The 23,551-nt window shown below is 58.8% G+C and carries 28 protein-coding genes; 2 read left to right on the plus strand and 26 right to left on the minus strand.

The genetic code is table 11. The features are described from left to right. Window positions 1-174: 174 nt before the first annotated feature. The 19 genes from A6764_RS00695 to A6764_RS00785 all read right to left on the minus strand — a co-directional run bounded on the left by A6764_RS00695 (window position 175) and on the right by A6764_RS00785 (window position 15,577). A complete protein-coding gene (locus tag A6764_RS00695; RefSeq protein WP_029097970.1) occupies window positions 175-375 on the minus strand; it encodes a hypothetical protein in 201 nt (66 codons plus the stop codon). A 243-nt stretch (window positions 376-618) separates the two neighbouring features. Further along, complete coding sequence (locus A6764_RS00700) at window positions 619-1,458, minus strand: hypothetical protein (RefSeq protein ID WP_065067617.1); 840 nt, start codon at window positions 1,456-1,458, stop codon at window positions 619-621. Then, a complete protein-coding gene (locus A6764_RS00705; RefSeq protein WP_029097972.1) occupies window positions 1,458-2,357 on the minus strand; it encodes a hypothetical protein in 900 nt (299 codons plus the stop codon). Before A6764_RS00705 ends, A6764_RS00700 begins: the two co-directional genes overlap by 1 nt. After that, window positions 2,354-3,703: an ATPase, T2SS/T4P/T4SS family gene (locus tag A6764_RS00710; RefSeq protein WP_035296686.1), complete on the minus strand. Its 1,350-nt coding sequence runs from the start codon at window positions 3,701-3,703 to the stop codon at window positions 2,354-2,356. The genes A6764_RS00705 and A6764_RS00710 overlap by 4 nt, the downstream gene beginning before the upstream one ends. Then, on the minus strand, window positions 3,700-4,821 hold the full coding sequence (locus A6764_RS00715; RefSeq protein ID WP_065067616.1) for a CpaE/TadZ family protein: 1,122 nt from the start codon (window positions 4,819-4,821) through the stop codon (window positions 3,700-3,702). Before A6764_RS00715 ends, A6764_RS00710 begins: the two co-directional genes overlap by 4 nt. Then, window positions 4,818-5,606 (minus strand): SAF domain-containing protein, encoded by a 789-nt coding sequence (locus A6764_RS00720; RefSeq protein ID WP_035296682.1) that lies wholly within the window; start codon window positions 5,604-5,606, stop codon window positions 4,818-4,820. The genes A6764_RS00715 and A6764_RS00720 overlap by 4 nt, the downstream gene beginning before the upstream one ends. Next, the gene (locus A6764_RS00725) at window positions 5,603-6,475 is read right to left on the minus strand and encodes a CpaE/TadZ family protein (RefSeq protein ID WP_065067615.1); all 873 of its coding nucleotides are present in this window, start codon (window positions 6,473-6,475) and stop codon (window positions 5,603-5,605) included. The genes A6764_RS00720 and A6764_RS00725 overlap by 4 nt, the downstream gene beginning before the upstream one ends. A 3-nt stretch (window positions 6,476-6,478) precedes the next feature. Beyond that, complete coding sequence (locus tag A6764_RS00730) at window positions 6,479-7,234, minus strand: hypothetical protein (protein WP_231558657.1); 756 nt, start codon at window positions 7,232-7,234, stop codon at window positions 6,479-6,481. 149 nt (window positions 7,235-7,383) lie between these two features. Further along, entirely contained in the window at window positions 7,384-7,662 is a 279-nt protein-coding gene (locus tag A6764_RS00735) for a hypothetical protein (protein ID WP_029097978.1), read from the minus strand. Window positions 7,663-7,768: 106 nt separating this feature from the next. Next, window positions 7,769-8,386 (minus strand): DUF4046 domain-containing protein, encoded by a 618-nt coding sequence (locus A6764_RS00740; protein ID WP_065067614.1) that lies wholly within the window; start codon window positions 8,384-8,386, stop codon window positions 7,769-7,771. 93 nt (window positions 8,387-8,479) lie between these two features. Further along, the gene (locus A6764_RS00745) at window positions 8,480-8,989 is read right to left on the minus strand and encodes a hypothetical protein (protein WP_141669730.1); all 510 of its coding nucleotides are present in this window, start codon (window positions 8,987-8,989) and stop codon (window positions 8,480-8,482) included. Further along, on the minus strand, window positions 8,986-9,405 hold the full coding sequence (locus tag A6764_RS00750; protein WP_029097981.1) for a TadE/TadG family type IV pilus assembly protein: 420 nt from the start codon (window positions 9,403-9,405) through the stop codon (window positions 8,986-8,988). The genes A6764_RS00745 and A6764_RS00750 overlap by 4 nt, the downstream gene beginning before the upstream one ends. 4 nt (window positions 9,406-9,409) lie before the next feature. After that, window positions 9,410-9,889: a prepilin peptidase gene (locus tag A6764_RS00755; protein ID WP_065067612.1), complete on the minus strand. Its 480-nt coding sequence runs from the start codon at window positions 9,887-9,889 to the stop codon at window positions 9,410-9,412. Further along, window positions 9,886-10,062: a pilus assembly protein gene (locus A6764_RS00760; protein WP_065067611.1), complete on the minus strand. Its 177-nt coding sequence runs from the start codon at window positions 10,060-10,062 to the stop codon at window positions 9,886-9,888. The genes A6764_RS00755 and A6764_RS00760 overlap by 4 nt, the downstream gene beginning before the upstream one ends. Window positions 10,063-10,126: 64 nt before the next feature. Continuing rightward, on the minus strand, window positions 10,127-11,035 hold the full coding sequence (locus A6764_RS00765; protein WP_065067610.1) for a type II secretion system F family protein: 909 nt from the start codon (window positions 11,033-11,035) through the stop codon (window positions 10,127-10,129). Window positions 11,036-11,039: 4 nt separating this feature from the next. Then, the gene (locus A6764_RS00770) at window positions 11,040-11,939 is read right to left on the minus strand and encodes a type II secretion system F family protein (RefSeq protein ID WP_065067609.1); all 900 of its coding nucleotides are present in this window, start codon (window positions 11,937-11,939) and stop codon (window positions 11,040-11,042) included. A gap of 12 nt (window positions 11,940-11,951) precedes the next feature. Next, a complete protein-coding gene (locus A6764_RS00775) occupies window positions 11,952-13,436 on the minus strand; it encodes a TadA family conjugal transfer-associated ATPase (RefSeq protein WP_065067608.1) in 1,485 nt (494 codons plus the stop codon). A gap of 12 nt (window positions 13,437-13,448) precedes the next feature. Further along, complete coding sequence (locus tag A6764_RS00780) at window positions 13,449-14,852, minus strand: CpaE/TadZ family protein (protein WP_065067607.1); 1,404 nt, start codon at window positions 14,850-14,852, stop codon at window positions 13,449-13,451. Next, on the minus strand, window positions 14,852-15,577 hold the full coding sequence (locus A6764_RS00785) for a Flp pilus assembly protein CpaB (protein WP_264622364.1): 726 nt from the start codon (window positions 15,575-15,577) through the stop codon (window positions 14,852-14,854). Before A6764_RS00785 ends, A6764_RS00780 begins: the two co-directional genes overlap by 1 nt. Before the next feature lie 310 nt (window positions 15,578-15,887). Here A6764_RS00785 and A6764_RS00790 point away from each other — a divergent pair, with 310 nt between their 5' ends. Both A6764_RS00790 and A6764_RS22300 read left to right on the plus strand, forming a co-directional pair. Next, the gene (locus tag A6764_RS00790; RefSeq protein ID WP_065067605.1) at window positions 15,888-16,250 is read left to right on the plus strand and encodes an FmdB family zinc ribbon protein; all 363 of its coding nucleotides are present in this window, start codon (window positions 15,888-15,890) and stop codon (window positions 16,248-16,250) included. Between the two features lie 155 nt (window positions 16,251-16,405). Further along, window positions 16,406-16,717, plus strand: a complete 312-nt coding sequence (locus A6764_RS22300; RefSeq protein ID WP_413541977.1) for a GNAT family N-acetyltransferase — start codon at window positions 16,406-16,408, stop codon at window positions 16,715-16,717. Window positions 16,718-16,944: 227 nt separating this feature from the next. Here A6764_RS22300 and A6764_RS00800 read toward each other — a convergent pair whose 3' ends face one another. From A6764_RS00800 to A6764_RS00830, 7 genes are all read right to left on the minus strand, one after another. Then, entirely contained in the window at window positions 16,945-17,583 is a 639-nt protein-coding gene (locus A6764_RS00800; protein ID WP_065067604.1) for a hypothetical protein, read from the minus strand. A gap of 254 nt (window positions 17,584-17,837) precedes the next feature. Beyond that, complete coding sequence (locus A6764_RS00805; RefSeq protein ID WP_035296656.1) at window positions 17,838-18,602, minus strand: type III pantothenate kinase; 765 nt, start codon at window positions 18,600-18,602, stop codon at window positions 17,838-17,840. An 11-nt stretch (window positions 18,603-18,613) separates the two neighbouring features. Further along, on the minus strand, window positions 18,614-19,459 hold the full coding sequence (gene nadC, locus A6764_RS00810) for a carboxylating nicotinate-nucleotide diphosphorylase (RefSeq protein ID WP_065067603.1): 846 nt from the start codon (window positions 19,457-19,459) through the stop codon (window positions 18,614-18,616). Then, a complete protein-coding gene (gene nadB / locus A6764_RS00815; RefSeq protein ID WP_029097995.1) occupies window positions 19,449-21,071 on the minus strand; it encodes an L-aspartate oxidase in 1,623 nt (540 codons plus the stop codon). Before nadB ends, nadC begins: the two co-directional genes overlap by 11 nt. Window positions 21,072-21,395: 324 nt before the next feature. After that, the gene (locus A6764_RS00820) at window positions 21,396-21,818 is read right to left on the minus strand and encodes a Fur family transcriptional regulator (RefSeq protein WP_029097996.1); all 423 of its coding nucleotides are present in this window, start codon (window positions 21,816-21,818) and stop codon (window positions 21,396-21,398) included. Window positions 21,819-21,849: 31 nt separating this feature from the next. Further along, window positions 21,850-22,689, minus strand: a complete 840-nt coding sequence (locus tag A6764_RS00825; protein ID WP_065067597.1) for a metal ABC transporter permease — start codon at window positions 22,687-22,689, stop codon at window positions 21,850-21,852. Between the two features lie 31 nt (window positions 22,690-22,720). Further along, window positions 22,721-23,491, minus strand: coding sequence for a metal ABC transporter ATP-binding protein (locus tag A6764_RS00830; protein WP_035296648.1), 771 nt, complete (start codon window positions 23,489-23,491; stop codon window positions 22,721-22,723). Window positions 23,492-23,551: the final 60 nt, after the last annotated feature.

The following is a 23,551-nucleotide window of genomic DNA, read 5'->3' on the forward strand; positions in this document are numbered from 1 at the left end:
CCATCACAGCCGGTCAGCGATCGCCCATTTTTTAATGAAAGCTGAACGTCGCTGCCCTGAACACCCTTTCCTGTTGGGTTTGTTTCAACTGTTTCGGGGGGTCGGTCCCCCATATGAACGCGCACAGGCTGCCAACCATGACCAGGATGATGAGAAACGCCTGAAGATTCAGCATCAGTTGCTGGTATACGGAGTGCCGTCCTGCATTTGGAACTGCACCCGTTCACTTCTGGTGTCGTATTTGAGCGAGCTGACCGAATTGTTGATACGTTCCGCCGATTGGTTGGCCGATGGGCTGAGTTCGTTTCCGTAGGAACTGACGCCGATGCCAAGCACCATGACGCACGCCAGGAAGATGAAAAACATTTTGGACATGAGAAACACTCTCCTTCACATGATTTGATCAGGTTTGATTGACAATCTGCAGGACGAATGAAGCGGGGGAACAGGCTTGCCCTAGGGGATGGCCTGGTCAATCCAATGAACCGCCCTGTCGCGCAAACCGCCCTCATTCACAATCGAGCCGTTAACCTTTGACAGACTCGATACGATAATGCCCAGTGTCAACACAATGCACATCAGAATGGAAAAGAGCTTTGTCATGCGGCTGACCCTACCTTACGTCAAGTATTTGTCGAGAATCTCGGTAAGCAGCTTGTACCAGGGAAACATGGCCACCAACAATCCGATGTAGAAAGCCGGGTAAACAATCACGCTGTAGCCAATCCCCAGCGATTTAATCTGCTTGCGGTGGCGAAACATGCGGCGATGGTCGACCGCCCACTCCAGCCGCTGCATCGTGACAGCCATCTGTCCCTCGCTTAGCTGTTCTACCGTCCTCATGCTGGACACGAGCATGATCGCATCGTCCACACCGAGCCTGCGCTTAAACGCCTCCAGCGCTTCATCGCGGTCCTTGTTCCACTCCGACAAGGTCGGCAGGTACTCCTTCAGCTTGCGCGTAGGCCGGGCTGCCTTGACCATCGCATTGTATATGGGCACCTGGTTTTCCAGCAGGTTGACGTACCGGTTGACGAAGCGGGCGATATCGGTGCTGAGCACTTCCTCGCGGTACCCCGCCCACATCTTCAGACCGAAGTACGGCAGCATAAAGCTGACCGCAGACGCCACAACCAGGGAAAACAGCGGGAAAGACTCGCTTCCGCTCAGCATCCCCCACAACAGGATCAGCACGCAAACGGCACTCCCGCTGGCGAGCTGCAGGAACACCCACTCCGGCTTTCCCCAGCCAAACGGCCGGCCTGCTCGTGCCAGCAGCTTTTCCCACGCTTCGTCTTCCTCGGCGTTGACCGCCTTTTCCCACATGCGGCGCCACTGCCCGGTGACGAACAGCCTGGGAAGGCGCATCGCCGCCAACTGCTTGCCGATGGCAAACACGGCCACAAACACGAATAGGGATCCCAGTGTGAGGCAGGCATACATGAACAACAAGGGCATCAGCGATACCTCCGTCCCCAGATGAACGCTAACAGAATGGAAAGAGACCAGACCGTTACCGCGAGCGACAGGATGGCCTGTCCGTCAGCGGTAAAGAAATACAGGCGGTACGAATCTTTCAGCAGGCTCTGGTTGTAGGGAATCAGGCAGATGCAGATCAGGATGACCAGAATCAAGCTGACCCAGATCGCGTAAATTTCACTGTCTCTTTCCTCTTTTTCGTCTTGCTGAATAAACATCTCGTTGGTCAATCGATTCAGTGCGTTCTGAATGTCCTCCGTTTCGCCTTCCAATCCGCTGGCCGCATACATGGCAAAATCGTGGGCCCACGGATGATTAATCCGCTCGGCGAAAATCTCCACCGCCCGGACGGGATTTCCTCCGTCCGACAGATGGTTGATGAGCAGCAGCAAATCGGGCAGCAGCTCTTTCGGACATTCTTCCACCATATCTCTGAACGTCAGGATGATGTTTTTACGGCTGCTGTAATAACGCGCAAACAGGTCGACAAAGCGGCAAAACGCGCCGATTTTCTTGTTGATGCGTACCGTATAGCGGGCGTACAGCAGCAGGGTCGGCAGCAATACCAGCAGCACAAACAGGGACAGGGACACGACGATATTGCCAAGCAGGATGCCGGAGACAAACCCTGCAGCTCCCCCAAAGAGCGACAGCAGAATGTGGGCTTCCGGCGTCCCGCCAGCGATTCCGCACCATCTCTCGTACCTCTCGTATATGATGCGGTTTGTTTTGTGGCGCAGCATCCTCTCCCGCCACACGGCCACCGTCTTGGGAAAGAATACGTGGGGAGCGGACCAGGTACGGTACAAATGAAGCCCAAGCAGCCAAAATCCGGCAAACAGGCAGACAGACATGGGAATAAACAGAAGGTGTTTCATAGCGTCCTGCCCATATCGATGAGACGTAACTCCTTCAAGACATCCATATCCGCCCTGCCCACGTGGCACATGTATTCGACCAGATGTTCGTCCAGCTTCTTTCCGGTCCATTCATAGGCGCCCGTCTGCCTGTTGCGGAAGACAAGCGGCACGGACTCGACCCGGCTCATCACGTCGTTCCATTCGCTGACGTGAATGGCGTCGATAAAGCGGTGACCATTGTTCCGGTAGGTCAGCGAATTGACGAAATTGACCGCCCGGCTGATCCTCTCCTGCGTCAGTTCAATGCTCCGTCCGCCATATTGATAAACAAGGTCGGTCAAATCCTGCAGCGCCTTGTGCGGAAAGCGTTCATGCATGGCGGCGATCGTAGCGTCGGTTCCCCGCACGCCGGCGTTGACAAAGTGATAGGCTTCGATCGGTTCCCGAATCTCCCCGATCAGAATCGTGTTGGCGGTGGTCCGGTACATGTCCTTGAAGCAGCTTTCCAGTTCGATGCCGATCTCTTCCACGTTTTGCAGTTCGATCACCTCTCCCGGCCAAACATCGCCAAATCTCATTTCATGCTCGCTTTCAAAAATCGTGACGTACTCGGTCTGGGGGTCTTTCAGTTTCAGCATGCAGAGCATCAGCGTCGTCTTGCCCGCCGCCATCGGTCCGATCACCAGGACGTTGCTCCTGCCGTACACCTGCTGCTCAAGCAAAAGCTGCACCCTTTCGTCAAACGTCGGCAGCGACTGCGTCCGCAATTGGTCCAGCGAAAACGAGGGCGTGGTAAAACGGCGCACAATGATGGTCGGAACCCGGGAATAGGGAAAGGTGAACATGGTCAGCCTGGCTTTCAACGAATCGAGATACCCGCTCAAACGCGGCTTTTTTTCATGAAAGGACAGGCCGGCCGCGTTGGTCAGCTTTTGCTGCAGGGTCTCCACTTCCGTCCATGTGGGTGTGTACGGCAGGCTCTTTTTCCGCCCCTGCTCGATGTACGCCACCGGACGTCCTGCCGCCACCCGTACCTCTTCCACCCATGGCGACAAATGCAGGACGGCATCCAGAATTCCCCACCCGTACGTGGCAAACAACAGCCCTTCGTATCCGTTGACATGCGGCAAAATTTCCTCGGTTACCGGCCGTTTCAGGACTTCTTCAAAGTAATGCTGCAAGCGCAGGATGACATGGCTGTGGCTGTTCCGGTCGCCCAGCTCCGCGAGGGTCAATATCCGCTGCATCTCCATCTTCTCCTCGGGAGTGGTGCCAAAGTGATTCAGGTAGTCGCGGGCTGCTTGCTTGAGGTCTTCCACATCCTTGAGCCGGGATGCGGTCCATTGTCGGAAAGCGGTTTTCATCGGCAGACCACAGCTCCTTTGTCCGCATGTACCGCATCCACCATCGCCTGCAGGCTGGTGACGTACGGCTTGGGCGGGAAGATCTCTTCCACCAGCACGCTGTGACTGCGGTGCGACTGAATCAGCCGGGTATCGGAAATGCGCGGTACCACTCCATAAACGGAGATTCCTTCGCCGATGCGGTACGTCTGCCCCTTGTCCAGATGGCTGAGCATCACCTGATACTCCACGCCCCGCTCGGCCCATGCATGAATCCACGCCTTTGCGTTCTCGATGCCAAACGGATCGGCCCGCACAAAAAACAGATTGCGGTCGGACGCGTAAATCAAGCGCTGTAAGGCCTCCGTCTCCGGAAAGCAGTAGCCCCAGTCGATGTAGACGTAATCGAACTGCTGGCGCAGGGCCGTCAGCAGGTTGGAGATCTCTCCGCTTTTCCAGCTGCATGTGGCGCTGGCATAGTAGAGGTTGGGCATGTGGCTGATCTGCTTGCAGCCGCGCTCCCAATTGCGGGCCGCCGCTGTTCGCACTTCCAGCAGGTCGGGCCGGAACAATGCCAGATGATGCTGCTGCAGCTTGAAGAAACGGGTCAAATCCGGCTTTTGCGCGTTCATGTCAAGAACGACGATGCGCTTGTCGGGATTGCGCTTTGCCAGCAGGATCGGGTAATTGATGCAAAACGTGGTGATGCCTGAGGAACCGTAGCTCATCAAGGTGTAGACAATGCCGTCGCCCTTTGCGGTGGGCAGCTCCTCGCTTTTTTGCGAAACACCCAGTATCAAAGCGATTTTCTCCCGAATCTCCTCCTGATTGAGAGTGGCCGGGAGGATGTACAAACCGGCCGGATCGGTTTCCTCCTTGACCTTTGCGATCAGGGATTCATCCTTGTACAAGGGCACAATGATGACAGGCACGCCCTCCGGGAGAACCTCCTGCACGCGCGGCAGCCACTCCCAGACCGGTTCGTCGAACATTTCGGAAAACAGCACCGCTGCTTCCGGTTGGTACAGTTTGGCGAGGCGAAAATACTCTTCGGCCGACTCCGCGACCAGCGACTCGCATTCCGTCGGCATGTAGGTTTTGGCCAGCGATTTCATCGGAAAACATACCAGGGTTCTCATGGGGTCCGTTCCTCCGCACCGGAAATTTGACCAATTTGAATGGTCCCGTACATCATGGCTTCGCTCAACGCGACATACTGCTGATCGGAAAGGTTAAAGCCGATAAAGGCCGTCAAGGCGGTCGGCTGGGCCCGGTAGTCGCGGTAACGCTTTTCTCCGTTCAAGAGCGGTTTTTCCCGGGAGCCGTTAAACACGGCATCCATGTGATCGGGGGCCGGAAGCATGCTTGGCTTCAGCGTGTAAATCTCCGTACCGTTGCTGTCCTTCACCGTTGCCAACCGGCTTTCAAACAGCAGATCGGCCGTCGGGTTCGTCTTGCGAAAATGCGTTGGTTCGGGCAAATGCTCCAGCTCCGCCGGCGGCTTGTACTTTACCCACAGCTTGACGCGGTCTCCTTTCCGCAATTCGGTTATGGGGTCGATAAACGTCAGCGGAAATTCGTAGCGTGCCTCCCCCTTTTCCGGCAGCAACTGCGTATCGGTCAACTTGTGTTTCAGCACTTGTTCCCCGGCATAGAGCGTCTGGGAACTGCGTTTTCCCAACACGCTCTCCAGCGTTTGAAGGGACCCGGGCAAAATCTCGTCCACTTCTTCCTGGACCAGCACCACGTCGTCTTGCGTGATCGGTTCAAAGGGGTCGATCTGTTTTCCTTCGGCCACCTTTACCACCGGCGCAAACAGCCGTTCAACGGCCAGCGCGTCGATATACCGGGTCGCCGCGTAGAAGCAGGAACCGGCCAAGAGAAACGAGAGCAAACTGATGAGCAGCAGGGTCTGCTTTTTCATAACATCCTTCCCTTTTCCGAGTGTAGCAGCGATTGGAACCGATGTTCCTCCTCCGGATACAGCTCCAGCAAGAGGCTAGCTTTTGTATGGGCAATCGCCGTTTTCTCGCTGTCAATCAGGGGAACGACGGCGTCAATGCCCGGCCCGAATCGTTCGCCGTTCCAGAGCGAGACGGTTCCTTCCACCTTTTTCATGACGGCGGAGCGGCTCAGATACTCGTCCCATTTGTTTGCGATCAGCCTGATTTTATCGCCGTGTTTTTCCCACCACGAGGGCGGCTCTTCCGTCAGAAACAGACGAGTAAACCTGGCCAGGTCGGAATCGAACACCACCCAGATTTCGTCGGCCAGATCCATTACCCGGACAGCCTGTTCTTCCTTCCAGCGCGAGGACAAATCGATGACGACCGTGGCGCTCTCTTTGCTCATTCTCAGCAGCCAGTCCGCCGTGTCGGTCGGGGTTGACGATTCATTCGACAAAGGGGTATCCACCAAGATGCGCAAGTGATTGGATTGCATGAGGAGCACGGATGCGGATGAGTTCTTGAAGCGATGATGCGCTCTGCGTTCACAGTCGAGCGCGAAGTAATAATAGGAAGCGGTGCCGGGCAGCTCACACAGCGTGACGGAGACTCCGCTGCCGGCCAGCAAAAACGACGCGTTGCCCGCCAGGAAACTGGCGCCGGCCTGGGCGTACAACCCGGTTACGGCGATGCAGCGGCGAACTGCTGAAGGTTGTTCTTCCGTCGGAGAGGCTGACAGTTTGTCCTTTAACGACTGCCACAACCGCTCCTCTTCCCGGGAGCGGGCGTATTCCCTTTTCTCCAGTTCGCGGAACTGGGTGACGAAGCGGTTTACCTGCTGAAACATCGCTTACCCCGCCTGCGAATCCTTCTGATTCTCTTTCGTCAGCAGGTACTTTTTAAATTTTTCCACCATTTCCTTCATGGTCAGCGACTTGCGGTGATAGTAATAGATTTTTCTGAGCCGTTCGCGTTCCTGCGGGGTAAGCTCCGGCTTTACCTGGCTGACCATGTCCTGCAGCAGGGCCAGTTCCACGTTGTTGGGCCTGCCTTTGCGCGGAGGGTTGGCAAAAAGCTGCTGCTGCTTCTTGTCAAACGCGTTTGGATACTCCACCAGCCACATGTCCACCAACGATTCAATGTCATCATACGTGCGAATCCCGAGCTTGATCAGGTATTTGAAGTAGGCGGGCAGCGTCCGTTCGCGGGCCTGTCCCATTTGCCAGCGCTTGATAAACCCCGTCGGCGTCGTCAGCAGTTTGGTCACGTCCCGAATCAGTGCGCTGCGATTTTCCGACTGGTAGTGCACAATCGCCTCTTTGACAAGGGCAAACAAAATGTCGTGGTAGTTGGCCTCATCCGACCGGCAGCCGTACTGGAGCAGATACCAGTCTTCCACCGCCTGGTCAAAGTCCTTGCGGCATGTGGTTAACCGGATTTGGTCAAGGTGTTCGTAAAAGCGATCCAGCCCGTACCGGGCAACGATCTCTTCCTGGTAACTGCCGAACACGTACGCAATGAACACTTCTTTCAGCTCTTCCAGTGAAATCAGGCAATTCGTTTGTTCGTAGCAGCGTTCGACCAATTCGATTGCGCTATTCACCATCACTTCAAATTACCCCCAATATTTACATATTTATACATTTACAGACATTTTGCTACATCTTTCGCCCTTCGTCAAATCATTTTTTCATATCGGAAAAATGGGGGATGATTCGCCTCGCACGCACTCGTGCAAGGCGAATCCCGAGAGGTCTACTCCGCGAAAAAGTAGAGTTCCTCTCCCGTTGCGAGCAGAAGAGCGATTCTTCCCCCGCGCTCCATGACGGTTGGAGCACTCTCCATCGTGACAGCCCCGTCATTGAGTACAACTCTGCTTCCAAATCGGTGCACGGACTCGATTTGAAAGACTCCCTGCGGCATGCGGTCCAACGACAGATGCCTGCCGGGCTTGTGCTTTTGGTAGCGGACTCGCCTGCCCAAAAGCAGCTCCACGTTTGCGGAGCAATCTTGGTGAGCTTCTACTGTTGCCATGCGCAACGCCTCCTTTTCTCACCAACATACGGCCGTTTCATGTGCTTATAAGCCAATGAAACTACCTTTACCGTAAGAAAAGACAGCGCATGGACGCAAATAATTTTTACGCTTCATTCCACAAATCAGGATCGGCCAGTTCGGGATACATGTCGGTGATCATGTCGAAAGGGGAGAAATACAGGGTATCGACCAGGATTTTCAGCTTGTACTTTCTCAGCAGGCTGTACGCCTGCTCCGTCTTTCCGAAGATGCGGGGGAGCTGGCGCAGGTCCTGCAGCTTCATCAGTTCGCGGCACATGAAGTCGAAACAGATTTTGGCCCGTTCCTCCCCCTTGACGCTCTGAAAGTAAAGCGGCGGAAAGTGGCGGCGGACGCCCGCCAGCACTTCCTGGTACACCCACAGCACCTTTTGTTTTTCCGACATCCGCGGAAGATACGGATAAGCAAATTCGACCATGTAGTAGACGTCCTCCGGCTTTGCCTCTATCGGCGGGTCGATGTACTCGCGGACCAGATGCAGTTTCAGCTCCTTGACGTCCTTGATGCTCAACTCCTTCCGCGCCTGCTCCGGTGTCCATTTTTTCACCTGTTCGATCGCGTACCGCAAGACAAGCTGCACTTTTTGCTTGCGGTATTGGGCATCTTCAAATTCGTACGGCGAAAAGCGCTTCTGTTCTCCGTTGAGAATACGCTTGTACCGTTCGACAATTCTTGACGGCACTGCTACCTCACTCCTGTCCCATTTCTGGAATATACTGTTACGTTACCATGCAGAAATAGGACAAAAATAACGGTTCGCCCGTGCGCATCTGGTTCAAAAATCATAGATTCCCGACTGGGACGTTCTGTCCAGCCCGGCTTCGACCTCTTGCCACAGGAGAGGAAGTCGGCTGAAAACCTGCACGCGTACGTGATAAATGCCCTGCCGGTACAAATGTTTCTGCTCTCCCTTTTGATGAATGATCACTGCTTCATCCGCCCGCCGTTCCACGGCCGGACTGTTCAGGCGCCACAGAATGTCCGCCTCCTCCCTCGCGCCGCGAACGATGTCGGCATTGTGCCGCCTCGCTTCCCTCGTCGTGGCGAACAGATACGTCCGCTTGCTGCCCTGGTCGTCGATGTACTCCCACTTTCCTGCCGCCCGCGCCCCTTTGGACACGATGTCGGCCGTCTGCTGCGCCTGCATGCTCAACAGTCCCGCCTGGCCCAAGAGCAGCAGCAGCGATACCAGTCCGCCCAGACAGAGGAGAAAAAAGAGCGCGGTCAACGTGATGGTCCCGCGCTCCTCCGCCAGCCGCTCGCTTATCCCGCGCAAGCGCATCATCTTCCTTCCTCCGCGTTTTCGATCATCACGTGATAGCTTTCCGTCACTTCCTGCGGCGTGCCGGATGCAAGCAGGCGAAACGCGATCGTCGCCCTCGCCTCGACGTGATTTCCTTTTTTCCACGTCCCGCCCTGCAGGGACAGCCGCACCTCCCCCCACGTCGTGCCAATGCCCTGCTCCAGTTCCGCCTCGCCCCGTTCCCTGGCGTGGTACTGCGCCAGTCCGAAATTGGGCTGCACGGCGGCGATCCGCCCGGCCTCGTAGGCGGCCTCCAGCGCTTTTTGCCGGTTGTAGAGAACGGTAAACTGGTCAAACGTAAACACGAACAAGATCCAGACGAGCGGAAACACCAGAACAAACTCCAGGAGCTGGCTGCCCCGCTCGTCCCAAACGAAACGGCTCCATCGCTTTCTCATCCGCTTACCTCCAAGCCGGCTGCAGCAAATAGGCGGCCAGCAGGAAAACCGCATAGGGAAAAACGAGGGCCGATTCTGCCCGTCCAGGCAGCCACAACTGCCTGTGGGCGGTCCAGCCCGCCGCCAGGCCGTGCACATTGATGCGCAGCCGCCGCCACGTCCCCGGACGGCAGCAGACCACAGCCAGGCACAGCAGCAGCGCATGCAGAAACAGCGGATACACCTCCGCCCAACTGGTCCAGGCGCCGACCGCCATCAGCAGCTTCTGGTCCCCCATCCCCATGCCCCGCACCGCGACCGGCCCGACCGTCAGCAGAAACGCCCCCAGCAAACCGCCCAACGCCGGCCATCCCGCCCCGCTCTGCCACTGATAGAGCAGACCCGCGGCCATTGCGGGCATGGTCAACCTGTTCGGCACCTTGCGGCAGCGCCAGTCAGACCACGCGGCCGCCGCCAGCAGGGCGAACAAGACCGCCTCTTTCATTTGCTGATCTTTTCCTCCAGTTCCTTCAGCTTGGCGTCCTCCGCTTCCCCCAGGGTAGCCAGCGTGGGAATGATCAGAATCAGGATGACGGCGATGATGATCACCATCTCCACAATCGTGACGCCATCCTCCTCCCGGGCAAATCTGCGCACATATTCGTGAACGAACGACATACAATCCCTCCTTTGCGGTGTGTACTATCACTCTGACAAAAGACAGCGGGTGCCGCAAAAAAAATTACAGCCGGGCGCCAATGCCCATGAAGGCGGGCCCCATTACCAGGTACAGCAGGGGTACGCCCATCAGCACGATCACAAACGGCAGCAGCCGGACGTTCAGCCGATTCATGTGGGCGGAAGCCTCGTCTTCCTGCTGGCGGACCTGCTCCTCCACCTGTACGGCCAGCATGGGGGCCACGCTTACGCCTTTGCTGATCGCCTCGTTGATCTCCAAGGCGATGGCCGTCAGCGTATCCACTTCCCAGCGAAAGGCCAGTTCCTCCAGCGCCTTGCGCCAACTGCCGCAGCGCTTCTCTTCCACTTCCAGCCTGGCAAGTTCGCGTCCCAGCCTCCCGTCAAAGCGGCGGGCCGCCTGTTTGACCGCTGCCTGTATCGGCATGCCCGCCTCGACAAGCGCCTGCACAATGCTGAAAAAGACCGGCACCTGTTCCGCCATCTCCGCTTTCGCTCGCTTGTCCGCCCATTCCAGGAGCAGGGTGGGCAGCAGAAACACCAGGACGGCCCCCAGCATCGGCCAGGCAGCCAGCACACTCCACTCCCGCCCGCTGTACAGCCGGGCAGCCATCTGCAAGACCGCTCCCAGCATGACGGCACCGCCCACCGCCTTGGCCAGCGCCACTTCCGTCACCGTGATCGGGGAGCGCAGACGGTAGAGCATGTCCGCCGTTTTCTTTCGGTCCACGCCCGTCCATCGGCACAGCGACTCCAGCCACCGTTCACGCCGCTCCAATGCGCGTACGATCGTCCAGGAGGAACGCCGCCGGCGAAAGGATTCCGCCAGGCGGGCCTGCCGCTCCCGCTCGATCCGCCCGAACAAATCTCCCTCATCCGCAGCCGTCTTTTCCAGACAGGCGGGCAGCCCAAACAAGAGCACGGCCACCCCGGCCAGCGCGCTGATCAACAACACCGGGTCATCCTCCTTTGTGAATGCCTTTGCGGGCGAGGTGGCGGATCACCTCTCCGCCGGTCAAAATGGAGAGCAGCGCGCCCAGGATGGACAGGCGCCCCTGAACCGTTGCCGTCAGCGGATCAAAATGGTGCGGATTGTTTGCGTACAAGGCGGTAACAAAGACAAACGGCATGACGCTCAGCACGTTGACCTGCGCCACGATCTGTGCCGTCGCCGCCCTCTGCCTGCGCAGCGACTGGCGCCGCCTGAGGATGGTGGACGCCGCCAAATCAAGCGTTCTGGCCATGTCTCCGCCCATTTCCCGCTGAATCTGCACGATGGTCGCCAGATACCGGACGTCTGCCGAGCCCGTCCGCCGGTAAAAGGCCGCCATCACCTTATCCAGCGGCACCTGCACCCGCAGCAGTTCCACCACCCGGCGGTATTCGTCCGTTACGGTCTTGTTCACGTACGGACTGGCCGCCACCTCTTCAAATGCGTGCAGGTAGGACGGGGAGGTCCGGAGCGAGCTTGCCATCAAGCGAATCGCCTTTACGTTATCCTCTTCAAACCGGTCTTTTCGCCTCGCCCCCAATACGCTGACCAGCCGCTCCGCAAACAGGATGCCTGCGGGCAGGGCGGGAAGCGCCAGCCACCAGGAGCGCAAAATCTGCCCGCTCAGCCCGTATGCAACCAGTCCGAACAGGCAGACCAGCGCCGCGTACTGATGGACCCCCATTCCTGAACCCGACTGCTGCAGCCGCTCGTCCAGCCGGTCCCACACGGTCTTTCGTTCCTTTTGAAGCTGATCGACGATCGCGTGCCTGCCCGCCGGTCCGCCCTGAAAGAAACGGCGGGGAAGCAGCAGCAGGACGACTCCCGCGCCGGCCCCGGCGGCAACCAACATTCCGATATCGGCCATTGTTTGTCCCTCCTACATCGGGATGGGCGTCGGAAAGAAGACGCGTTCCGCCTCTTCCGGCCGCAATCCCTTTTCCAGCCAGCGCCGCACCAGCTTCTCCGGCTTGTAGCCGGTCCATTTGAACTGTCCCACCACTCTGCCGTCCCGTACGCCTGTCGGTTCGTACACGTAAATGTCCTGCAAATAGACGCGGTCGCCAATGACCTGCCTGACGTTGCAGGCCCGCCGGATCAGCTCCTCGTGCGACTGGCCGGTTCCCACCACCTCGGTGATCGCCACCACTTTGCGGCTGCCGTCCTCCTCGAACCGCTTGACCTGCACGATCAGGTCGAGAGCCGAACCGATCATCAGGTTGCGTTCCAACGAACTGTACGTCTCTTCCGCTTTGCCGAACAGGATGGGCAGGGTGGAATCGACCAGCGCCCGCGGTGAGTTGGCGTGGGCCGTGCTCCAGCTTCCCGGGTGGTCGGTGTTCATCGCCCACAGCATGTCGACGATCTCCCCTCCGCGCGCCTCGCCGACGATAATCACGTCCGGCCGCTTGCGCAGCGAAAGGCGGACACAATCTCGGATGGAAAACCCGCCTCTTCCCTCGTGGTTGGGCGGTTTGGCCAGAAAACGGCGGACGAACGGATGCTGCAGCTTCAGTTCCAGCACATCCTCGATGGTGATAATGCTCAAGTGGTGGGGCACGTATTGCGAGATCAGATTGAGCAGATGGGTCTTGCCCGACCCCGTCCCGCCGCTGACCAGCCCGGATGCGCGGGACAGGCCGACCGCCCACTGCAAAAAGGCAAGCATCGGCTCGCAGATCGATCCGTAGGCCAGGTAGTCCGCCTCTGTCAGCAGATCGCGGTGTTTGCGTATCGTCAGCATGTGGCCGTCCGGCGAAATGGAGCGGTGGGCAGCCGCGATTCGAGAGCCGTCAGGGAGCTGGGTGTTCAGTTCCGCCTTGGTTTCGTTAAACTCCCGGCCCATCGCGGCGGCCATCTGCTCCAGCAGGCGGAGCATCTCCTCCTCGTCCCGGAACACGGGAACATCCGGCACCTCCAGCCTTCCCGTGCTCTTTCGCTCCACCACCAAGCGGTCGTAGCGGTGAAACAAAATCTCCGTGATGTCCGGGTCCTCCAGCAGCGGGTCCAAGGGGCCCCAGCCAATCAGCGAGCGCAGCAGCCGCTCCACCTCTGCTTCCAAATGGGCGGAGGCAAGCGTCGTGCCGGTCTCCAGCAGCAGGCGGATATCGCGGGCCAGCTCGTCCAGATACGCTGGCTGATGCTTCTCTTCCCACAGCCGCTTCCCGTGTTTCTCCACAATCTGCGTGCGGACGGCCGCCTCTGTTTCCGCCGGCACCCGCTTGTCCCCGGCCGGCTGCGGCATGTGCATCCGCTCGTTCAGCGTTTGCGACGCACGCGCCGTTTCCCGCACATGCGACCGCAGGTCAAACCGCTCCCGTCCCGCCGCCTGAATCCCCAGCAGCGTTTTTCGGTCAAAATTCATCGTTTCCCCTCCTTACCGCCACAGCCATTTCAACAAGGCGGGCCGCTCCTTCGCTTTTCCCTTGACGCTGCCGCTTTCGGCCGCGTCCAGCGGCAGCAGGATGCTGCCGAGCGCTTCGATCGCCTCTTTCGCCGCGCTTCTGCCGGGATGAAGCACAACCGGCGTCCCGGTGTTGATCGACTTTTTCACTTCGGCGTCATCCGGGATCGGATGGATCTTTTTGCTCGGATGCAGGTGAAAATACGCCCGAATCTCGTCCAGCGTAAACATCTCCCTCTTCTGCAGCCGGTTCATGCACAATTGAATCCGCTCCTCCGGGTATTCCGCCTCCCGGAGCAGTTTTAACATCCGTTGAATATTTTCAATAGAATCCACCACCGGATTTCCGATCATGACCACCCGCTCGGCAAAAAACAGCGCCTGGATTGTCGCGTCCGTCGTATCGGGAGCCGTGTCGATCAGGATCACGTCGTACGCACTGTGTTTGAGCGTTTCCAGCATCAGGTACAGGTGGTAGTCACGAATCTCAAAACTGTGCCGGATGTCCCGCGGCGACGTGAGCACGTGAAGGCCCGTCTCTTCATAGGTGACGACGTACTTGTCCACCTCTTCGGGCTGCGTGTGTACGGCCGCGACATACTCCTGCCACTCCTCGGGGCGTACGTCCAGCGGATCTCGGCCGTGACGGCGAACCAGTTCGTGCAGCCGGGCATCGATTTCCTGCACCCAGGTGAACAGGTTGGGCGAACGCGGCAGATTGAGCGACGTGGCGAACGTGCCCAGATCCAGGTTAAAGTCGACTGCCAGCACCTTGAGCGGCCGTCCGTCCCGCTTTTGCAGGGAAAAGTAGACCGCCAGCTCCCGCGACAGAAAGGTCTTTCCCACCCCTCCCTTGGGGCCGTAGACGGTAATCAGGTGCTTGGTCGACGAGCGGCCCGCCAGGTAAGGCTGGACCGGTCTCGCCTCGGCGACGGCGTGCAGACCGGGCGTAGGTCCTGTCTCTCCGGCAAACGATGGGGCTCCTCCCGCCTGCACTCCCCCCATCGGCAGGACCTGCAGGGAAGCGAGCTGCATCGCCAGCGCCTCCAACTGTCCGGGCTGGATCGGCTTGGCGATCACCCAGATGCCCAGGTTGCGAAAAAACGGTTCCCACGCCAGCTCCCGGGTCCCGCAGGCGGCGATAAACGCCAAATGGGGAAACGCCAGCCGAAATTGCTGGCACAGCACGCCCCGTTCCGCCTCCTTGATCCCGCCCAGCAGCACCAGATCGGGCCGGGCGTCACGCAGCATCCGCCAGGCGGCTTCCACATTCTCCGCCTGGCCGCACGGCTCCAGCCACCGGCTGCCCGCCAACTGCTCCCCAAGCGCGCTGCCCACGGCGGGATCGTCATCCACGATCAGCAGTCGTTTTCTCACTAACGTTCCTCCTCTCCGTCGATCCATCGTTTTTTGGTCTTGATCAAGGCGCCGGCAAACGCCGCGTCGCCAATGCCCGCTTTTTGCCCGTCCGCCGTTGACGCCTGTCCCAGGCGAATTTTGCCGTAGTGAAGCGCATGGGTGAGCAGAACGGCCTCGTCCAGTTCGAGCGACAGGGTCACCGCCTGCAGCCGGGGATGATCCCCCTCCATCTCCCGCTGGACGCCGATGACCGGCATGTTTTTCAGGAGCAGCCCCGTGTGGGCGCCGGCGTCGTCTTCAAACGATGCGTACACGTGCACCCGCTCCCCGACGGCGACGTAGGGTGTCACACCGGACACGTTGTCGACGGGGATGCTGATGCCGGTCATGGATGCTCCCAGTGCCCGCTCCTGCCCTGCTTCTCCCGGCCGTTCCACATCCTCCGCCAACAGCGGCCGTCCTCCCTCCACCCGGCGGGCAAGGGTCCGGCCGACGAAGCGCGGCGCCTCCTCCCACGCAATCAGCCCGGGCACCGGAGACGACTGCATGCGAAACAGGCCGCCCAGCGACAGCTCCGCCCGCTCCAGGTCGGACGCTTCCAGCCGTTGGCCGCTCTCTTTGGCGACTCCCTCCCGCAGTTTGACGTAGGCGATGGTGTGCGGCTTCAGCACGTGATATGCACCGGCCGCCACGCAGGCCGCCAACAGCAGGATCGCCACCAGCCGCAGCGGATGTATCGACATCCCGCAACCTCCTCTCCTGTGTTCTGCCATCAGCGTACAGGGGAACGGCGGGACAAAAAAAGCCGCTCCAGGTGTGGAGCGGCACAGACGGAGGACAAAACGTTTGGATTGACGGTGAAGCATGTTTCCAGGCAGAGCGACATGCGATACCCTACCCAGCGGAGCAGCGATTTGCGGTTTACCCTTTTCTTTCCCGCCCTGAGATCATCCAGTCGCCCCCCCGTCAAAAACCATGTTTATTTCCCCACCTCTCCGCATATGGACTTACTAGGGGGCTGCAACGAGACATTGCCAAAAAGGGGGAACGCCCATGCCCATTTACCCGTTTTTCTGTGAAACATGCGGTGTGTTTGACCTGCACCGCAGCACAGCCCAGGCAGCGGAGCCGGTCCACTGTCCCGAGTGCCGGAAGCCGGCGGCCCGGCTCTTTTCCCCGGTCGGTCCGGCTACCTCCTCCCAGGCGGTGCGCACCCGGAGCGTGCAAAACACGGTGCTCCACGTGGGGAAAAAGGAGCCGCCCCGCAGCTCGGGACATCAGCACGGCCGGTACGGACATTTCGGCCACCACGGACATCACGAGCATCACACCCATGCCCGCTCACACCGATACGGCGCCTCGCCCATGTCCCCATTCGTCCGTGGCAGGTTGGCCAGTGAATCGTGGTATGATTAGAAGTACCTCGATCTTCCCGCAGGGCAGGTGGCTGGAATGATTTCGATTGAACAGGCGACGGCACGCGACGCCGACGCCATTTGCCGTATCGACGCGACCGTGCTGGGCGATATTGGACGAAACGGGCAGCTTCGGCAGTGGATCGCAGCCGGACAATGCTACGCAGCCTGGCAAGACGGCGAGGTTGTGGGGTTTGTGGTCATGGACCAGTCGTTTTTTCGCCAGAGCTTTGTCGAACTTATCGTTGTGCATCCTTGCACCGTCAGCGAAAAGGCATTGGCAAAGCACTGCTCCTTTATCTGGAGGCGGTCTGCCCAACGGAGAAATTGTTCATCTCAACCAACCTCTCCAACAAGCAAATGCAGCGCCTCTGCCGCCGGCTGGGGTATATGCCGAGCGGCATGATCGACAACCTCGACCCCGGCGACCCGGAAGTGTTTTCCTGCAAAAAGCCGCAGCGTTCCTGACGAAGCTGCGGCTTTTTGTGACGTATTTTTCAATTTGGAATTATTTTACTTTTGGCCAACTCGACAACCCATTGCTTTCCGTCTTTATTCCTTTCCATCTTCACGTTCAAAATGATCGTTTTGGATATATCGTCATTTACCCACAAACAGAAACGCTGGCCGTTTACCGAACAATCCGTACGGTAGTGTGAGAGGAAAGGGGATGGGGTAGCCTCTACCTTCTACTTTTATTGTTGGTAAATCATATTTCCATCTTTATCTAGTGCTACGATTTTAGCTTTCTCTTCCTTTCGAGGAGACACATACAGAAACTGTTTCTGGTCTTCACTTATCTTAATAACATACATACGATCATCAGTCGTAGTAATATTTATTTGTTTTACCCTTTTGTCATGTATATAGCCTGAATAAATTCGAAACGGCTTTTCTATCGTTTCATTTTCTTCTATTAGATCATTACCCACAGTCATTTGTAACGCAACAGGTACAGCGATTTCGGGCCCCTCATCGATTGTTTGAATTACCCAGCCTTTATCTTTGGGAAAGGCATGAACAAGCCCATAATGCAGCTTACCGTCCACCTTGAAGTTGATGGTGCAAAATATTGTCTTGCTTATTTTAGAGCAATTCGTAACCTCAAAATCACTTACAGATCTCGGATTATAATGCTTAACCAACCTCTCCTTGATAGGCTGTTCTATGCTTTTCTCGTCTGTTACATCGCCAACAATGGGAGGATTATCAGCCGGAAATGTAGACTCATTTATTGATTGGGTAACTTGCTCATTGTTTATTGATTTCTCGGTATTACTACATCCACTAAATATTAAAGCAAGTGTAAAGAATAGAATTAATCTTCGAATCATACAATCACTCCATCCTATTTTTTGCTTCTTGTAAAGACCTGTTAATGTCAGTTGTACTATTTTGTTTTCAACCAACCTCTCCAACCAGCGTATGCAGCGCCTCTGCCGCCGGCTGGGGTATATGCCGAGCGGCATGATCGACAACCTCGACCCCGGCGACCCGGAGGTGATTTACTGCAAAAAGCCGCAGCGTTCCTGACGAAGCTGCGGCTTTTTCCTTCCCACTGCGTACGCATTTCCTGCGCGTACGCCCCTTATTGATTCCGTTCGTAGATCAGGCGAAGTCCCTTCAAGGTCAGGTAGGGATCGACCACGTCGATGCACGACGTCTCGCCTGCGACCAATGAGGCCAGGCCGCCGGTCGCCACCACGGTAGGACGGGTTTTGTACTCGGCGATGATCCGCCGGACGATGCCCTCCACCTGGCCCACAAACCCGTAGTAGATCCCGGCCTGCATGGCGGCAATCGTGTTGCGCCCCACCACGCTGGGCGGTTTGGCGATCTCGATGCGCGGCAGCTTGGCGGCGCGGCTCACCAGCGCTTCCGTGGAGATGCCGATCCCCGGAGCGATCGCTCCGCCCCAGTACTGGCCCCGCTCGTCCACGTAGCAAAACGTGGTGGCCGTCCCGAAGTCGACGACGATCAGCGGCGCGCCGTAGTGGTGGATGGCCGCCACCGCGTTGACGATCCGGTCCGAGCCCACCTCGCGGGGATACTCGTACTTGATGTTGAGGCCGGTCTTGATCCCCGGTCCGACGATCAGCGGTTTGATACGAAAGTATTTGTCGCACATCCGCTCGATCGTAAAGTTGAGCGGCGGCACCACCGAAGAGATGATCACCCCGTCCACCTGATCCAGCGTCAGGCCGACGCTGTCAAACAAGCTGCGGACCAGCATGCCGTACTCGTCCTCGGTCTTGTTGCGGTCGGTGGCGATCCGCCAGTGGTGCCGCAGCTCTTCGCCCGCGTACAGCCCCATGACAATATTGGAGTTGCCGACATCCATCACCAGTAGCATGCGGGTTCCCCTTACCGTTTCCGTGTATTGAGATCGAGACTGATATCCAGCGCCTTGACCGAATGCGTCAACGCCCCGACGGAGATGACGTCCACGCCCGTCTCCGCGATGGCCCGGATCGTTTCCAGCGTGACGCCGCCGGAGGCCTCCACCACGGCGCGGCCGCCAATCAGCGCCACCGCCTGTTTCATCACGTCCAGCGGCATGTTGTCCAGCATGATAATGTCCGCCCCCGCGTCCAGCGCCTCCTGCACCTGGTCGAGCGTCTCCGTCTCCACCTCAATCGTCATCGTGTGCGGAACCGCCGCGCGGGCCGCGGCCACCGCCTGGGCAATGCCGCCGGCGCCCTTGATGTGGTTGTCCTTGATCATCACCGCGTCGTACAAGGCGTAGCGGTGGTTGTGTCCGCCGCCGACGCGGACCGCGTACTTCTCCAACATGCGCAGCCCCGGCGTGGTTTTGCGCGTATCCACCACCCGCGCCTTGGTCCCGGCGACGGCTTGGGCGTACTGGCTGGTCCGGGTGGCGATGCCGGAGAGGCGCTGCAGCAGGTTGAGAGCCAGCCGTTCCCCGCTGAGAATGGAGCGGACCGAGCCGCTCACTTCGGCGATCTGCTCCCCCTTTTCGACGCGGGCCCCTTCCTTCACCAGAGCGGTAAAAGAGAGCGCCGGATCCACGGTCTCAAACACCAACTGCGCCACCGGCAGACCGGCGATGACGCCCGCTTCCTTTGCGTACAGAATCCCGACGCCCTGCGCCGCTTCCGGGATGGTGCTCATCGTGGTCACGTCGCCAAAGCCGATATCTTCCTGCAGCCACTCTTCGATTTTGCGCTGCAATTCCCGTTTACTCCACATCGTACTGTTCACTCTCCTCGCGCACGCCTTCGCCGATCGATTGGATGATGTGCTTGCGCCAAATCAGGTCGTCCTTGTTGGGGAAATCGATACGATAGTGACCGCCCCGGCTTTCCTCCCGCAGCAGCGCCGCGCGCGTCGTCAGCACGGCGGTATTCAGGAGGTTGAGAAACTCAAACGCTTCCCGGTCGCGGTACACACCGTAAAAGAACCGCTGCATGCGCTCCAGCTCGTCCAGCGCTTTTCGCAGTCCCTTCTCCTGCCGCTTCAATCCCACGTGGCGCAGCATCAGCTTTTGCAGTCGGACCCGCTGCTCCCGCGTGTCCACGCTGCGGGACGTCCGCTTTGGTTCCACCGCGGCAAACGGACGCACCTCGGGCAGCGGCGGCAGCTCGCGGATGCGGCGAACGATGCGGTGGCCGAACACCACCGCCTCCGACAGCGAGTTGCTGGCCAGCCGGTTGGCGCCGTGCACCCCCGTGCAGGACACCTCCCCGCAGGCAAACAGCCGCCTGGTGGAGGTCTCGCCGTTCAGATCGGTCTGCACCCCGCCCATGATGTAGTGGCAGGCGGGCGCCACCGGAATCCAGTCCGTCACCATGTCCAGGCCGTACTGCAGGCAGAACCGGTAGATGGTCGGAAACCGATGCTTGATCAGTTCTTCCGACTCATGGGTAATATCCAGGTACACGTAGGCCGAATGGGTCCTCTCCATCTCCGACACGATCGCCCGGGCCACGACGTCGCGGGGAGCCAGTTCTTTTTGCGGATGGTACTTTTCCATGAACCGTTCGCCGCTGGTGTTGCGCAAAATGGCTCCTTCACCGCGCACCGCCTCCGAGATGAGAAAACGGGGCGCTCCCGGGTAGTAAAGCGCGGTGGGGTGGAACTGGATAAACTCCACGTCCTTGATCCGCGCCCCGGCGCGGTACGCCATCGCGATCCCGTCTGCCGTGGCGATGTCGGGGTTGGTCGTGTAGCGGTAGAGCTGGCCCGCTCCTCCCGTCGCCAGCACGGTTGCGTTTGACTCGAGGAAAAAGAGGCCGCCTTCCGGGTTCTGCACGATGACGCCGACGCACTCGCCGTCCTGCGTCACCACGTCGATCGCGAAGTGGTTTTCCAGCACGGTGATGTTGGCGTGTTCGCGCACACGGGCGGACAAGGCGCGGACGATCTCCGCCCCGGTCGCGTCGCCGTGGGCGTGCAAAATGCGCCGCTTGCTGTGCGCTCCCTCTTTGGTTAGCTCATAACGCCCCTGGGCGTCCTTGTCAAATTCCGTACCGTACGCGATCAGCTCTTTCAACCGCTCCGGCCCTTCGTGCACCAGCACCTCCACCGCCGCGTACGAGCAGAGGCCCGCTCCGGCGATCAAGGTATCCTGCCGGTGCAGCGCGGGGGAGTCCGATTTGGCCGTCACAGCGGCGATCCCGCCCTGGGCCCAGCGGGTGTTGCTGTCGTCCAGCCCCTTCTTGCTGATCATCACCACGTCGGCGTACTCGCTCGCCTGAAGCGCCGTGTACAATCCGGCAATCCCGGCGCCGATTACCGCCACGTCCGTTTTTACGCGAGGCAGGGAATGCAGGTCAAAGTCAACGATATAACGGGGGATCATACCACTGTGTCCCTTCTCTCTTCCGTGATCAAATGGCACATCTTGTCCCACTCATTATAGCAAATACCCGTTTGCAGCCAAAAGCCGGTATGCCGCCGGACAAACGAGCGGATGGCCGATTGCCGCTCGTTACAGCCAGCCGCGAACATTCACACGGCCTCCAGCCCCCTCGAACCCTGGAGCGGCTGAACAAAACGAAAACATGCCGCCCATCTCCAGGCGGCATGTTTCGCTAACACTTTCGTTGGCGGAAACCCCATCTCGTCCCTTTCTCTGAGGGATTCCCTTCCTCTCGTATCGTCGGCAGGCGGGCCATCCCCGCACTCACTGCGCCGCCCGGCACTCCTTGCACGTTCCGTACACCTCAAACTTGTGGCCGGTCACCTGGAATTCCTCCGGGATCGCTTGCAGCACGCTCATCGGACAGCCGGGCAGTGCCGACGTCTTGCCGCATACCGTGCAGATCACGTGATGGTGGTGGCGGCCGTCAGCCGAGCAGGCCAGTCGGTACTTCCCTTCCCCGTCCAGCTCCGTCTCTTCCAGGATGCCCAGTTCCACAAACGTGGAGATGTTGCGATAGACCGTGTCAAAGCTGAGAGAGGGGTAGTGGTCCTTGATTCGTTCCATGATTTCCTTGGCCGACAGGTACCGTTTCTCTGCCGCGCAGATGCGGATCATCTCTTCCCGTTTGCCGGTGTATTTGTACCCGTTTTCTTTCAGTATCTGCAGCGCTTCTTCTACCGTCATCGCCAACGCTCCTTCCCGCAAAACTATGGTCTTACCGCAGAGCGGCCCTCAGCCGTTTCACACCCAAGACCGCGAACAAGATGAGTACGGCCATCAACACTATGGTACCACCCGAAGCCCAGTCCAGCAGATAGGCAAAGTAGAGTCCGCCCAGCACGGACGTCTCCGCGAACACGATCGCGTACAGGATCGTCTGGCGGAAGCTGCCGGCAATCTGCAGGCTGGCCGCCACCGGAATGGTGATCAGCGCGGAGATCAAGAGCACGCCGACGATCCGCATCGACGCCGCGATCGTCAGCGCGACCAGCACCATGAACCAGAGGTTGATCGACCGGCGGGCCACGCCGGAGACGCGGGCAAATTCCTCGTCAAACGAGACGGCAAACAGCTCCTTGTACATCAAAAACACGGTGACCAGCACCACCGCCGCCACGCCAATCAGCGCATACAAGTCGTCTTTGGTCACGGCGACGATCTTCCCGAACAAATACGAGTACAGGTCGGCATTAAACCCTTTGGCGATGCTGATCAGTACCGTAAACAGCCCCAGCCCGCCGGAGATGATGATCGGTATCGCCAGATCCTGATACGATTTGTACACCTTTCGCAGCCGCTCGATAAACAGCGACCCCACCACCGAAAACAGCATGCCGAAAAACAGCGGATTGATCGCCTGAAACAGCGCCACCTTTTTGGACAGCAGCATCCCCGCCGCCACGCCGGAGAGCGTCACGTGGGACAGGCCGTCTGCCATCATCGACAGGCGGCGCACAATCAAAAACGTCCCCAAGATGGGACAAATCAGTCCAATCAGCACCCCGGACAGCAGGGTGTAGCGCAAAAAGTCATACTGCCACCAGTCAGCCAGCATGGTCATACTCCTTCTTTCCGTTCCCCGTTTGTCAATGATGGTGAGCCAGCAGCTTCACCGTGTCGCCGTACATCTGCTGCAGGATCCGCTCGTGATTGTGGGCAAACTCGTCCGCCGTCCCGTGGAAGTGCAGCCGCCGCTGCAGGCAGGCCACCTTGTTCACCCACTGGGTCATCACTCCCACATCGTGGCTGACGATCATCATCGTCATGCCGTTCTCTTCCTTGAGCGAGCGCAGCAGTTCGTAAAACTGGTCGATCGACTCCTGATCCACGCCCACCGTCGGTTCGTCGAGGATCAACAGTTCCGGCTCTGCCACCAGCGCCCGGGCGATAAACACCCGCTGGAGCTGACCGCCGGACAGGCTGCCGATCCGCTGGTCCAGCTTTTCCGTCAAGCCGACGCGTTCCACCACGTCCCGCACCTTCTCGTGATGATGCGGCTTCAGGCGGCGGAACAGCCCGACCTTGCCCACCAGGCCGGAGGAGACCACTTCCCGCACGGTAGCCGGGAAGCCGCCCGCTCCGTGGGCGGCCTGCTGGGCGACGTAGCCGATCTTGGTCCAGTCGCGGAACCGGGAGAGTGGCTGCCCGAACAGTTCCACCTTCCCTTTTGTCGCCGGCAGCAGGCCGAGGATCAGCTTCATCAGCGTCGATTTGCCCGACCCGTTGGGACCGACGATGCCGACAAAATCGCCCCGCTCCAGCGTAAAGGTGACGTCGTCCAGCACCACTTTGTCTTCGTATTGAAAGGTGACCGAGGTGAGCTTTACCACGGCCTCTTCCTGATGTGTCCGTTCCATAAGGCAATCCCTTCTCAAATCGGATTTGTTCTGATTTGCTTACTTCATCCTACTACGATT

Source organism: Brevibacillus sp. WF146, assembly GCF_001673705.2.
GTDB classification, from domain to species: Bacteria; Bacillota; Bacilli; order Brevibacillales; family Brevibacillaceae; genus Brevibacillus; species Brevibacillus thermoruber.

Excerpts from the sequence above, each read along its gene's own strand:
- A6764_RS00755 (WP_065067612.1), bottom strand. The coding sequence starts at position 9,889 with ATGAAAGAGGCGGTCTTGTTCGCCCTGCTGGCGGCGGCCGCGTGGTCT.
- A6764_RS00695 (WP_029097970.1), bottom strand. The coding sequence starts at position 375 with ATGTCCAAAATGTTTTTCATCTTCCTGGCGTGCGTCATGGTGCTTGGC.
- A6764_RS00775 (WP_065067608.1), bottom strand. The coding sequence starts at position 13,436 with ATGAATTTTGACCGAAAAACGCTGCTGGGGATTCAGGCGGCGGGACGG.
- A6764_RS00730 (WP_231558657.1), bottom strand. The coding sequence starts at position 7,234 with ATGGTGAATAGCGCAATCGAATTGGTCGAACGCTGCTACGAACAAACG.
- A6764_RS00770 (WP_065067609.1), bottom strand. The coding sequence starts at position 11,939 with ATGGCCGATATCGGAATGTTGGTTGCCGCCGGGGCCGGCGCGGGAGTC.
- A6764_RS00725 (WP_065067615.1), bottom strand. The coding sequence starts at position 6,475 with ATGTTTCAGCAGGTAAACCGCTTCGTCACCCAGTTCCGCGAACTGGAG.
- nadB (WP_029097995.1), bottom strand. The coding sequence starts at position 21,071 with ATGATCCCCCGTTATATCGTTGACTTTGACCTGCATTCCCTGCCTCGC.
- A6764_RS00800 (WP_065067604.1), bottom strand. The coding sequence starts at position 17,583 with ATGATTCGAAGATTAATTCTATTCTTTACACTTGCTTTAATATTTAGT.
- A6764_RS00715 (WP_065067616.1), bottom strand. The coding sequence starts at position 4,821 with ATGAGAACCCTGGTATGTTTTCCGATGAAATCGCTGGCCAAAACCTAC.
- A6764_RS00750 (WP_029097981.1), bottom strand. The coding sequence starts at position 9,405 with ATGAGAAAGCGATGGAGCCGTTTCGTTTGGGACGAGCGGGGCAGCCAG.
- A6764_RS00825 (WP_065067597.1), bottom strand. The coding sequence starts at position 22,689 with ATGCTGGCTGACTGGTGGCAGTATGACTTTTTGCGCTACACCCTGCTG.
- A6764_RS00805 (WP_035296656.1), bottom strand. The coding sequence starts at position 18,602 with ATGCTACTGGTGATGGATGTCGGCAACTCCAATATTGTCATGGGGCTG.
- A6764_RS00830 (WP_035296648.1), bottom strand. The coding sequence starts at position 23,491 with ATGGAACGGACACATCAGGAAGAGGCCGTGGTAAAGCTCACCTCGGTC.
- A6764_RS00700 (WP_065067617.1), bottom strand. The coding sequence starts at position 1,458 with ATGCCCTTGTTGTTCATGTATGCCTGCCTCACACTGGGATCCCTATTC.
- nadC (WP_065067603.1), bottom strand. The coding sequence starts at position 19,459 with ATGTGGAGTAAACGGGAATTGCAGCGCAAAATCGAAGAGTGGCTGCAG.
- A6764_RS00745 (WP_141669730.1), bottom strand. The coding sequence starts at position 8,989 with ATGATGCGCTTGCGCGGGATAAGCGAGCGGCTGGCGGAGGAGCGCGGG.
- A6764_RS00735 (WP_029097978.1), bottom strand. The coding sequence starts at position 7,662 with ATGGCAACAGTAGAAGCTCACCAAGATTGCTCCGCAAACGTGGAGCTG.
- A6764_RS22300 (WP_413541977.1), top strand. The coding sequence starts at position 16,406 with ATGCTACGCAGCCTGGCAAGACGGCGAGGTTGTGGGGTTTGTGGTCAT.
- A6764_RS00760 (WP_065067611.1), bottom strand. The coding sequence starts at position 10,062 with ATGTCGTTCGTTCACGAATATGTGCGCAGATTTGCCCGGGAGGAGGAT.
- A6764_RS00790 (WP_065067605.1), top strand. The coding sequence starts at position 15,888 with ATGCCCATTTACCCGTTTTTCTGTGAAACATGCGGTGTGTTTGACCTG.
- A6764_RS00785 (WP_264622364.1), bottom strand. The coding sequence starts at position 15,577 with ATGTCGATACATCCGCTGCGGCTGGTGGCGATCCTGCTGTTGGCGGCC.
- A6764_RS00710 (WP_035296686.1), bottom strand. The coding sequence starts at position 3,703 with ATGAAAACCGCTTTCCGACAATGGACCGCATCCCGGCTCAAGGATGTG.
- A6764_RS00720 (WP_035296682.1), bottom strand. The coding sequence starts at position 5,606 with ATGAAAAAGCAGACCCTGCTGCTCATCAGTTTGCTCTCGTTTCTCTTG.
- A6764_RS00705 (WP_029097972.1), bottom strand. The coding sequence starts at position 2,357 with ATGAAACACCTTCTGTTTATTCCCATGTCTGTCTGCCTGTTTGCCGGA.
- A6764_RS00820 (WP_029097996.1), bottom strand. The coding sequence starts at position 21,818 with ATGACGGTAGAAGAAGCGCTGCAGATACTGAAAGAAAACGGGTACAAA.